Genomic DNA, 11451 nt, shown 5'->3' on the forward strand with positions numbered 1-11451 from the left:
CGCTTCCGTGGCCTGATCAAGGTCAGATGGCAGTGCCTCATCGCCGCAGCGGCACAAAACATCAAGAAGATCGCAATGGCGGTGACCAAAACACCTAAAGCTGCGTGGGGATGAGGCGATCAGCCTCAACTTGTCTCCCATTCCCCGTCGCACACGCAGATCAACAAACAGCATCATCCTAAAACAGAAAAACCCGCCGAAAAATCGACGGGTTTGTCAGCGGTCTGACCCCGGATGTCACCATCCGGGGTTTTGTCTTTGAGCCTTAAAACGCTCGCAGAAATCAGTCGTCGTCGCCGTCGCGGTCAGCTTCAGGATCGAAGAAGTCTTCCGGACGCAGTGCGTCTTCGTCAACGCCGTAGATGGCGTCAGCGGAGGTGAGGCTTTCACCCTTGGCCTGACGCTCAGCTTCTTCAGCCGAACGGGCAACGTTCAGTTCAACCTGAAGCTCGACTTCCGAGTGCAGGTGAAGCGTGACGTTGTGCAGACCGATGGTCTTGATCGGCGTGTTGAGTTCGACCTGGTTACGGCCAACGTTGAAGCCTTCGGCGCCGAGGATCTCGACGACGTCACGGGCAGCAACAGAACCGTAGAGCTGACCGGTTTCGCCAGCGGAGCGAACAACGATGAAGCTCTTGCCTTCAAGTGCGTCTGCAACCTTCTGGGCTTCGGACTTACGCTCGAGGTTACGGGCTTCGAGCGTTGCGCGCTCGTTTTCGAAACGTGCCTTGTTGGCAGCGTTGGCGCGCAGCGCCTTGCCCTGCGGCAGCAGGAAGTTACGTGCGTAGCCATCGCGAACCTTTACGGTTTCGCCCATCTGGCCAAGCTTTGCGATGCGCTCGAGAAGAATGACTTGCATCTTCTTGATCCTTTCTCAATTGGAGTTGGTTTCGTTAGTTTGATCGGAGTTCCGCGCAGGAGTGAGTGAAATCGTGCTGCGCACGTCGCTCAATCCCAGGAGGAGTATGAAGAACAGCGGAAACATGAAGACCGCTGATAGGTATGCGAGGACGAGAACCGGCAGGCGCCAATCCTTACCCTTGGAACGGTGATGCAGCGAAGCGTAGCCCGCCATGATGAATCCCGCACCGAACGTGCCGCAGACAACCGCACCGATCATGGCGGGAACGCCGCCAAAAAAGGTGAGGACGATGCCTGCGAGAAAAATGAAGATCGCATTGCGATGCATACGAAGCGCCGCTGCGATATCTTCGCGTGGGCGTAGGCCCTTGCCGAAGGAGCGGACCATGCGGCTTGCAAAATAGTAGGCTGCAAACAAGAGCATCACCCACAGACCGCCCTGGATCATCGGCAGCATCAAAACCAGAAGCGACTTCGTCTGCGCAAGCGCTGTCGGGTCTGGCTTGAAAGAAGCTTCGCTGGCCTGCACGGACGCCATCATCAGATCGACGATTTGGGAGACGAGATCCGGGCCATAGCCGATCATGACGCCGAGGACGACGACGGATACCGTGATCAGGCCGCAAAGATGCAGCACGATGCCGGACAGCGGATACCAAGCCATCAGGTCTTTCGGCCCGCCGATTTCGGTTGCAGGCCGTGCGAGATTGGCAAGATGAGAGAGCCAGCCAGCCGGGATAAGCGTAAAGATTGAAATCGTCACCGCAAAGAGCGGGGAAACCGCAAGTGCACCGAGAAAGGCAGCTGAAACGATGGCAACGATGGCGGCAGCATTGCCCCAGCCCAGGCCGGCGACGAGAACCGGCATGGCAGACGCGGCATAAAGCAGGAACGACATCGACGATTGTGCCGTTGCGCCAAGCGTCAGAAACGCGGCGCATATGCCGGCAAGAATGCCGGTGATCAGCACTGTCTGGTTCAACTGTCTCAACGTCGCTGTCCTGCTTGTTTTCAGCAGTTAGAGGACCGTTCATCTGAACATCGTCCCCAACATGGGATTTGGTCTTTGTCGATCCGCGCCCGACGCGGAAGGAATTGAGAGCTCCTGAAATGCCATACGGGCAGAGCAGGAAGGACCGAGGCCGCGCACGGCGCGACCTCGAAACTTTAAATTACGCTACGACGTAAGGCAGCAGGCCGAGGAAGCGTGCACGCTTGATCGCCTGAGCGAGTTCGCGCTGCTTCTTCTGGGAAACGGCGGTGATGCGCGAAGGAACGATCTTGCCGCGCTCGGAAATGTAGCGCTGCAGGAGACGAACGTCCTTGTAGTCGATCTTCGGAGCATTTGCGCCGGAGAAGGGGCACGTCTTGCGACGGCGATGGAACGGGCGGCGTGCCTGGGAAGAGGATGCGTCAGCCATTATTGTTTCTCCTTATGCACGGTCTTCGCGCGGACGGCGCGGACGGTCTTCGCGGTCGCCACGCGGACGGTCGCCAAAGCCACCTTCACGGGGGCCACGATCGGGACGGTCGCCACGCGGACGGTCGTCGCGGTCACGCTTCTGCAACATGGCAGACGGGCCTTCTTCGTGGGCTTCCACAGCGATGGTCATGTAACGAAGAACGTCTTCGTTGATGCGCATCTGGCGCTCGACTTCGTGGATGGCAGCCGCCGGAGCGTCGATGTCCATCAGAGCGTAGTGAGCCTTGCGGTTCTTCTTGATGCGGTAGGTGAGGGACTTCAGACCCCAGTTTTCGATGCGTCCGACTTTGCCGCCGAACGATTCGATAACGCCCTTGTACTGTTCGACAAGTGCGTCGACCTGCTGGGCAGTGATATCCTGCCGGGCAAGGAAGATGTGTTCGTAAAGAGCCATTTAAGCTTTGCCTTTCTTGCGTTTCATTCATCACCCGGCAACGGCGCTAAGCCTCAACGACTGCTCTTGATCGGAAAACCGGAGGCAAGAAAAGCGTTGTTCGAGACGGTCGAGAGCGGAGACACGGGAGGCCGGAAAAACCTTATGGTTCCTGCTGTTTCGAAATCGAAACCAGCCCTCCGTTCAGCCACCAGCCATAAGACCGGGTGTTGTGAACAGCGCGCTTATACTGAATTTCGCTGCGAATGCAAGCGCGCCGCTCCAAAAAGCCTGGTGAACGGGCTTCGATTAGATCGGCATTGGGTATTGCCGGTGGATGTCCGCAATGCTTTTGAGCGTTTCATCGGACAAGGTGACGTCCGCTGCGGCGATATCGGTCTTCAACTGCTCCATAGTTGTCGCACCGATGATGACGGACGCCATGAAGGGGCGAGTAAGGCAAAAGGCAATGGCGAGCTGTGCGGGATCGATGCCGAGTTCGTATGCCAGTTCCAGATAGGCCTTGACCGGAGCTTCCTGCAAAGGCTGCAGCCGTCCACCGATATCGTGATTGATCGACCCGCGCGATCCTTCCGGGCGCGCACCGTTCTGGTACTTGCCGGTCAAGATGCCGCCTGCAAGCGGCGAATAGGCAAGCAGGCCCACATCCTCGTGATGTGCCACTTCCGCAAGATCGAGATCGAAGCTGCGATAGAGAAGATTATACTCGTTCTGAATCGAGGCGACGCGTGGCAGCCCCTTGGCCTCGGCGATATCGATGTATTTCTGCGTACCCCAAGCACTTTCGTTGGAAAGTCCGATGGCGCGAATTTTTCCGGCCTTCACCAGTTCACTGAGTGTCTCGAGCTTCTCGTTGAACTCTTCGAGGGTCTTTTCTTTGTTCTGCTTGGAGGCATCGAAGCTCCACGCGCCGCGGAAATGGTAAGTGCCACGGTTCGGCCAATGGATCTGGTAGAGATCGATGTAATCGGTCTTCAGACGCGTGAGGCTGGTGTCGACCGCTTCACGAATGGCTGCCGCGTCGATATCGCGCCCGCCGCGAATGTAATCACGACCAGAACCCGCAACCTTGGTGGCCAGGACCACCTCGCTACGCTTGCCGCTCTTCTGGAACCAGGTTCCGATATAGTCTTCCGTGCGCCCTTGTGTTTCGGCAGAGACCGGCGTCGTCGGGTAGAGCTCCGCGGTATCAAAAAAGTTCACGCCATTCTCGAGTGCGTAGTCCATCTGCTCATGGGCTTCGGACTCGGTATTCTGCGTACCCCATGTCATCGTGCCAAGGCAGATTTCCGACACGGAAATGCCCGTGCGTCCCAACGTGTTGTGTTTCATGGAAGTGTCTCGTTTTGCTTGGAAGGTTGGCAGAAAGTAATGCGGAATTGCCGCAGTGCAAGAAAAATATTGCTCTTCAATCTCTGTGGAAGAGGGCGGTCAAACAAGGCGCAAGCGGCCGTCAAACGGCGCAAAGCCTTGACTTTGCGGGCCGAACTGTGAATGGAAAGCGCCAGAATGGAAGTGAAGGCCCAAAAACAGGCCAAAAAAGAAGGACCGCATTCCATGGCTATCGCATTCACATTTCCAGGTCAGGGCAGCCAGGCCGTCGGCATGGGCAAGGATCTGGCAGAGAACTTCGCAGAAGCCCGCGCGGTTTTCGATGAAGTCGACGAAGCGCTGGGACAGAAGCTGTCCGACATCATGTGGAACGGTCCGGAAGAGACGCTGACGCTGACCGCCAATGCCCAGCCGGCGTTGATGGCCGTATCCGTCGCCGTGATGCGCGTGCTGGAAGCGCGCGGCTTGGATCTGGCGGAAAAAGTATCCTATGTCGCGGGCCATTCGCTTGGCGAATATTCAGCGCTTTGTGCTGCCGGCACGTTCTCGCTTGCCGATACCGCCCGTCTCCTGCGCATCCGCGGCGATGCCATGCAAGCTGCTGTTCCGGTCGGTGAGGGAGCCATGGCAGCCATCATCGGTCTTGAGCATGGCGATGTGGAAGCCATTTGCCGCGAAGCTGCAAACGGTGGCATCTGCCAGATCGCCAACGACAATGGTGGCGGACAGTTGGTGATTTCCGGCGCGAAGGCACCAGTGGAAAAGGCGGCGGCCCTGGCTACGGAAAAGGGCGCCAAGCGCGCGATCATGTTGCCGGTGTCAGCACCATTCCATTCAGCCTTGATGGCGCCCGCCGCCGAAGCGATGCGTGAGGCACTGGCCTCGGTCAAGAAGAACAATCCGGTCGTGCCGGTGGTTGCTAACGTGCGGGCTGCCCCAGTCTCCGATGCTGATGAGATTGCATCGCTCCTAGTTGAGCAGGTGACCGGGCAGGTTCGCTGGCGCGAGACGGTCGAGTGGTTTGCCGCAAATGACGTGACCATGCTTTATGAAATCGGCTCGGGCAAGGTTTTGACTGGGCTCGCCCGCCGCATCGACAAGACGGTGACCGGCGTTGCCGTCAACACGCCTGCGGATATTGATGCCGCACTGCAGACGCTTCTCGGCTGAGTTCACAAGATACAACAAAGGACGAACAGAATGTTTGATCTGACTGGCCGCAAGGCTCTCATCACCGGCGCGACCGGCGGCATCGGCGAAGAAATCGCCCGCCTTCTTCATGCGCAGGGCGCAATCGTCGGTCTCCACGGCACCCGTGTCGAAAAGCTTGACGCACTTGCGTCTGAGCTCGGCGAACGCGTGAAGATCTTCCCGGCCAATCTGGCCGATCGCGCAGAGGTCAAGGCGCTCGGCGAGAAGGCGGAAGCCGAACTCGAAGGCGTCGATATTCTCGTCAATAATGCCGGCATCACCAAGGACGGGCTGTTTGTCCGCATGAGCGACGAGGACTGGGACAATGTTATCGAGGTCAATTTGACCGCAATGTTCCGCCTTACGCGTGAGCTGACTCATCCTATGATGCGCCGTCGTTTCGGTCGCATCATCAACATCACCTCCATCGTCGGTGTCACCGGAAATCCCGGTCAGGCGAATTATTGCGCTTCGAAAGCCGGCATGATCGGTTTCTCCAAGTCGCTCGCCCAGGAAATCGCCACACGCAACGTCACCGTCAATTGCGTGGCGCCAGGCTTCATCGAAAGCGCGATGACCGGCAAGCTGAATGACAAGCAGAAAGAAGCGATCATGGGAGCGATCCCTATGAAGCGCATGGGAACGGGCGCAGAAATCGCATCTGCCGTGCTCTATCTCGCCTCCAACGAGGCCGGATACATGACCGGACAAACGCTGCACGTCAACGGCGGTATGGCGATGATCTAATGCATCATGCCGTTAACCCGCGGGTAACTTCGGGCGGCATGATGGGAAGAGACAACAGGTGAAAGCGCCTACCGCCTTTTCAAGATGGCGCTTTCACAGCCTGGCTTTTGATGAGTGGAAACAAGAAAATTGCCTGTAGAGCGCGTGTGTTAGCGTTATTTTAAGGCTTTTTTCCCGCTGGAAACCGTGTTAAGCGGGCGAAGACTGTGAACAGTCGTCCCGGAGTGACAGGCAGCCGTTGCGATTTCTTGCGACGATGTTAGCTTGGCCGGGTTGAACGGGTTTGCCCACGGTGCCTGCCTTGAAAGGCGCTTGGGGGTTTTAACAGGGCAGGGTGCCTGAAGGGGCATTCCTTTCAAAGTAAAGGTCGAGGAAACCGACATGAGCGATATCGCAGAACGCGTAAAGAAAATTGTAGTTGATCATCTTGGCGTTGACGCCGACAAAGTCGTTGAAGGCGCAAGCTTCATCGACGACCTGGGCGCTGACTCGCTCGACACCGTTGAACTGGTTATGGCGTTCGAAGAAGAATTCGGCGTTGAGATTCCAGACGACGCAGCTGACTCGATCCTGACTGTTGGCGACGCTGTCAAGTTCATCGAAAAGGCTCAGGCCTAATCATTGAATGGATCTAGGGAAGGCCGCGATGCCTTCCCGATGTGGCCCGGCCTGTCCGGGCCAATATTTTATCATGCGGCCGTTTTCGGCTGGATGAGGCGTGAATGACGCTGAGCCAGACACCTGGAGCAATTTCGGTGAACAAGGGTTCACCCATACTGCTCTAACTCTTTGTTGTGATGTATTTCCGTATGCAAAAAGCCAACATGCTTTGGCCGGAAATGCTCGAATGATCGGATTATGAGGGCGCAAAGTTGACGTTGAGACGTGTCGTTATCACAGGTACCGGCATGGTATCTCCCCTTGGTTGTGGAACGGAAGTGACCTGGGAGCGGCTTTTGGCCGGTCAGAATGGCGCTCGCCTCGTCACGGAATTCGAAGTTGACGATCTACCGGCAAAAATCGCCTGCCGGATTCCTGTTGGGGATGGTACCGATGGCACTTTCAATCCTGACGACTGGATGGAACAGAAGGAACAGCGCAAGGTCGATCCGTTCATCATTTACGGTATCGCCGCCGCCGACATGGCGCTGAACGACGCCAACTGGCATCCGCAGACGGACGAAGAGCAGATCATGACCGGCGTGCTGATCGGCTCCGGTATCGGCGGTCTGGAAGGTATCGTCGAGGCTGGCTATACCCTTCGCGATAAAGGTCCGCGCCGCGTTTCACCATTTTTTATTCCCGGTCGGCTGATCAATCTTGTCTCCGGCCAGGTCTCCATCAAGCATAAGCTTCGTGGCCCAAACCATGCGGTCGTTACCGCCTGCTCCACCGGCGCGCACGCCATTGGTGACGCAGCCCGTCTGATTGCGCTCGGCGACGCCGACGTGATGGTCGCAGGAGGTGCGGAGTCGCCGGTTTGCCGTATCGCGCTTGCCGGTTTTGCTGCCTGCAAAGCGCTGTCCACCCAGCATAATGATGATCCACAGAAGGCTTCGCGCCCCTATGACCGTGACCGCGATGGTTTCGTCATGGGTGAAGGTGCGGGCATCGTCGTTCTGGAAGAGCTGGAACATGCCAAGGCCCGTGGCGCGAAGATCTATGCCGAAGTCGTCGGCTATGGTCTTTCCGGCGACGCCTTCCACATCACGGCTCCGTCCGAGGATGGCGAAGGTGCCTATCGCTGCATGTCCATGGCGCTGAAGCGTGCAGGGCTGACGCCTGCAGATATCGACTATATCAACGCCCATGGCACCTCCACCATGGCAGACACGATCGAACTCGGTGCCGTCGAGCGACTGGTGGGGGACTCTGCCTCAAAGATTTCCATGTCGTCCACCAAGTCGGCGACAGGACATCTTCTTGGAGCAGCAGGCGCTATCGAAGCGATCTTCGCCACGCTGGCCATCCGTGACAACATTGTCCCGCCGACACTCAATCTCGATAATCCTGACGTCGAGACTGAGATCGATCTCGTGCCGCACAAGGCGCGCAAGCGCGACGTCAATGTGGCGCTGTCGAATTCCTTCGGTTTCGGTGGGACCAACGCGTCTCTGGTACTGCGCCGCTACGAAGGCTGAGGTTGGGATAACCCAACCCAATTCAGGAAGGAGCGGCCCCTTGCCGCCCTTCCAAGAATCGATCAGAACGCTGTCAGCATTCCCGGTCGTGATCCGGGATGACTGATCGACCAGTCCTTTAGAAATGAAGATGCGCAAGCATTCTTTTTAAAGAACTGGATCCTTGGAGTATCCTGTCTTCGTCCACGAAGATGTGTTCGATCCCTCCAGCCTGAGAGAGTGCAGAATAGCCTGCCGAACCTGTTTTTGCCGCATTGCCTGCTCAAATAAGCCGTTGTAATGCCGAACTGAAAAGGACCGCCGGTGAGCGATAATAGAGAGAACAATCTGCCACCCTATGATCGCGACAGCTCCTATGAGAGCAAGGGTGGACCGATCATTCCAAAATCGCCGACCGAGGCTTTGAGACCTGAAAAAGTTCCTGAGCCGCCGAAGCGTTCGCGCAAGGCCCACAGCCAGGCAGTGATCTTTCTGAATTTTCTGATGACACTGATCGTTGCCGTCACGGTCGTGGGTGTCGCTGGCTTCTATTACATGATCCATGCGTTCCACGAGCCGGGCCCGTTGCAGACCAACACCACGATCACGGTGCGCAACGGCGCCGGTCTTGCGGAAATTGCCAACACGCTGGAGCGCAGCGAAGCGATTTCCAACGGCCGCATCTTCCGTCTCATGGCAGATCGCTACATGGCCGCCGGCCAGACACCGAAGCCCGGCGAATATGAAATTAAGGCACATGCCTCGATGAAGGATATTCTGTCTCTGCTAGAATCGGGCAAGTCTATTCTCTATACCGTCTCCTTCCCGGAAGGCCTGACGGTCAAGCAGATGTTTGCGCGGCTTGCTACCGATCCGGTTCTGGAGGGTGACTTGCCGAGCGAACTGCCGCCCGAGGGCAGTCTGCGTCCTGATACTTATCCCTTTACCCGCGGTACCAAGCGTGACGAAATCGTTCGCCAGATGCGCGCAGCCCAGACCAAGCTCGTGGAGATGCTCTGGGAGCGCCGCGATCCGAACCTTCCACTGAAGACGATCGAGGAATTCATCACGCTTGCCTCCATCGTTGAAAAGGAGACCGGCAAGGATGATGAGCGCGGTCATGTCGCTTCGGTGTTCTACAATCGGATGAAGAAGAACATGCGACTGCAATCCGATCCGACCATCATCTACGGTCTGTTCGGTGGCGAGGGTAAACCGTCCGATAGGCCGATTTATCAATCGGATCTTCAGAAAGAAACGCCCTTCAATACCTACATCATCCGCGGTCTGCCGCCTCATCCGATTGCAAATCCTGGCCGTGCGGCGCTGGAGGCAACTGCCAACCCATGGCGGACAGATGATCTCTACTTCGTGGCCGATGGCACGGGTGGGCACGTCTTTGCCAAGACGCTGGACGAGCACAACAGCAATGTGCGTCGCTGGCGCAAGATCGAGGCTGAAAAGGCCGCAAATGGGACCGCGTCCGATACGGTTGTCGATGGTCAACCCGGCGGCAATCAAGCAGAAAAACCTGCCAATTGATGAGACTGGCTTTGTTGCGGTCGCGCTTTGCGTGACCGCATAGAGTTTCTGGGGGACAATCGCATGACATTGCAATCCATGACGGGTTTCGCGCGCAGCGAAGGGACCTCCGGGCGGTACCGCTGGGCATGGGAGTTACGCTCCGTAAACGGCAAGGGACTGGATCTGCGTCTGCGTCTGCCGTCAGGCATGGAGGCACTTGAGACGGCGTTTCGCGACATCGCATCGCAAAGCCTGTCTCGAGGTAACATTCAAGCGGGCCTTTCGCTGTCAGCCTTCGAAACCAAGCTTGAGGCTGTTGTCAACCGTGACGCACTGGATGCGGTCCTTGCCCTTAAGCAGGAATTGGGCAGTGCGATCAGCGATGCGCCGCTCAGCTTCGACACGTTGCTGTCGGTGCGCGGTCTAGTGGAGTTTCGCGAGCCGGTGGAAACAGAAGAGGTTCAGAGCGCGCGCAATGCCGATATCGTTGCTGGCTTCTCGGCTGCCGTTGCGGCCCTGAGATCCATGCGTGAGCGCGAGGGGACATCTCTTTATGCGCTTCTGTCGACCCATATCGACCGGATCGAACAACTGACGTCGGTCATCAATGCTGATCCGTCCCGCCAGCCGGAGCATATTCGCGCAAGGCTGGAAGCCCAGATCGCCCTGATCGGTGACGGCACCAGCGGACTGGATCGCGAGCGTCTTTATGCGGAAGCCGCATTGCTTGCGACCAAAGCCGATCTGCGTGAAGAGATCGACCGGCTGACCTCGCATGTTTCTGCCGCGAGGGAACTTCTTGCCACGGGCGGGCCGGTCGGACGAAAGCTCGATTTTCTTGCACAGGAATTTAACCGCGAGTCGAATACGATCTGTTCCAAATCCAATGCCAGTGCTGTAACCGCTGCTGGTATCGAATTGAAGGTCGTGATCGATCAGTTCCGCGAACAGGTTCAAAATCTGGAGTAGGCTCTATGGTGCCAGCGAATAGCTCTCCCGTCCATATCGCCCGCAGGGGTCTGATGCTGGTCATGTCCTCGCCATCCGGCGCAGGCAAATCCACTATTGCTCGAAACCTGCTGGAGAGGGATAAGAACATAAGCCTTTCTGTGAGCGTCACCACGCGCCAGCGCAGGCAAAGCGAAATCGAAGGCATTCACTATCACTTCATCACCAAGCGCGAATTCGAGGGACTGCGCGACAGCGATCAGCTTCTGGAATGGGCTGAGGTGCATGGCAATTTCTACGGGACGCCGCGTGCGCCCGTGGAACAGGCAATGTCTGAAGGTCGCGACATGCTGTTCGATATCGACTGGCAGGGCGCCGAACAGCTTCAGGACAAGATGAAGGCAGACGTCGTTTCGATATTCATCCTGCCGCCGACGATGACCGAACTCCAATCGCGCTTGCATCGGCGTGCCGAAGACACCGAAGAAGTCATCCGCACACGCCTTGCCAACTCGCGCGCCGAAATAGAGCACTGGCGCGATTATGACTATGTCATCCTCAACGATGACCTCCAGGCGGCGTTCTCGGCGGTTGAAGCCATCGTGAAGGCCGAACGTGTCCGCCGCGACCGACGCCACGGCATGTTCGATTTTGTCAGAGGCTTGCTCGAAGAAGAGCCGCAGCTTTAATCAGCAAAGACGCAGGTCGCCAGCTCTTTATCCGAAGGTTTGTCATCGGTGGCGTCTTTCACCCAAAGGCGACTGCTGTGCGGCTTTCCACTTGAGTGCATCGTTCTAATGGTGGCGGGGCATCGTGCGCGGCAGGAAGCGGCATGACGGGAAAGCCGTAGA

Annotated in this window: 12 protein-coding genes; 7 read left to right on the forward strand and 5 right to left on the reverse strand. The window is 57.3% G+C overall.

All coding sequences use genetic code 11. The annotated features are described in order from the left end of the window. Positions 1–283: 283 nt before the first annotated feature. The 5 genes from rplI to ACQZ5M_RS14765 all read right to left on the reverse strand — a co-directional run bounded on the left by rplI (position 284) and on the right by ACQZ5M_RS14765 (position 4070). On the reverse strand, positions 284–859 hold the full coding sequence (rplI, locus tag ACQZ5M_RS14745) for a 50S ribosomal protein L9 (RefSeq protein WP_296019410.1): 576 nt from the start codon (positions 857–859) through the stop codon (positions 284–286). Positions 860–874: 15 nt separating this feature from the next. Next, positions 875–1852, reverse strand: coding sequence for a DUF2232 domain-containing protein (locus ACQZ5M_RS14750; RefSeq protein WP_296040015.1), 978 nt, complete (start codon positions 1850–1852; stop codon positions 875–877). Between the two features lie 181 nt (positions 1853–2033). After that, positions 2034–2282, reverse strand: a complete 249-nt coding sequence (rpsR, locus tag ACQZ5M_RS14755; protein ID WP_003502063.1) for a 30S ribosomal protein S18 — start codon at positions 2280–2282, stop codon at positions 2034–2036. Between the two features lie 12 nt (positions 2283–2294). Next, on the reverse strand, positions 2295–2738 hold the full coding sequence (gene rpsF / locus ACQZ5M_RS14760) for a 30S ribosomal protein S6 (protein ID WP_296019404.1): 444 nt from the start codon (positions 2736–2738) through the stop codon (positions 2295–2297). A gap of 288 nt (positions 2739–3026) precedes the next feature. Further along, positions 3027–4070, reverse strand: a complete 1044-nt coding sequence (locus tag ACQZ5M_RS14765) for an aldo/keto reductase (protein WP_296078347.1) — start codon at positions 4068–4070, stop codon at positions 3027–3029. A 225-nt stretch (positions 4071–4295) separates the two neighbouring features. Here ACQZ5M_RS14765 and fabD point away from each other — a divergent pair, with 225 nt between their 5' ends. The 7 genes from fabD (at position 4296) to gmk (ending at position 11289) form a co-directional block, all read left to right on the forward strand. Continuing rightward, entirely contained in the window at positions 4296–5240 is a 945-nt protein-coding gene (gene fabD, locus ACQZ5M_RS14770) for an ACP S-malonyltransferase (RefSeq protein ID WP_296078345.1), read from the forward strand. 30 nt (positions 5241–5270) lie between these two features. Beyond that, positions 5271–6008 carry a 3-oxoacyl-[acyl-carrier-protein] reductase gene (gene fabG, locus ACQZ5M_RS14775; RefSeq protein WP_296019395.1) on the forward strand — a complete coding sequence of 246 codons (738 nt, stop codon included), beginning with the start codon at positions 5271–5273 and terminating at the stop codon, positions 6006–6008. Between the two features lie 381 nt (positions 6009–6389). Beyond that, positions 6390–6626, forward strand: a complete 237-nt coding sequence (locus ACQZ5M_RS14780; protein WP_027675866.1) for an acyl carrier protein — start codon at positions 6390–6392, stop codon at positions 6624–6626. 260 nt (positions 6627–6886) lie between these two features. Beyond that, on the forward strand, positions 6887–8149 hold the full coding sequence (gene fabF / locus ACQZ5M_RS14785) for a beta-ketoacyl-ACP synthase II (RefSeq protein WP_296040073.1): 1263 nt from the start codon (positions 6887–6889) through the stop codon (positions 8147–8149). A 327-nt stretch (positions 8150–8476) separates the two neighbouring features. Further along, the gene (gene mltG, locus ACQZ5M_RS14790) at positions 8477–9670 is read left to right on the forward strand and encodes an endolytic transglycosylase MltG (protein WP_449080244.1); all 1194 of its coding nucleotides are present in this window, start codon (positions 8477–8479) and stop codon (positions 9668–9670) included. Positions 9671–9733: 63 nt separating this feature from the next. Next, the gene (locus ACQZ5M_RS14795; RefSeq protein ID WP_296078343.1) at positions 9734–10621 is read left to right on the forward strand and encodes a YicC/YloC family endoribonuclease; all 888 of its coding nucleotides are present in this window, start codon (positions 9734–9736) and stop codon (positions 10619–10621) included. Between the two features lie 5 nt (positions 10622–10626). Continuing rightward, the gene (gene gmk, locus ACQZ5M_RS14800; RefSeq protein WP_296019377.1) at positions 10627–11289 is read left to right on the forward strand and encodes a guanylate kinase; all 663 of its coding nucleotides are present in this window, start codon (positions 10627–10629) and stop codon (positions 11287–11289) included. The last annotated feature ends 162 nt before the right edge of the window (positions 11290–11451 follow it).

This window comes from Rhizobium sp. 22-785-1 (genome assembly GCF_053521965.1).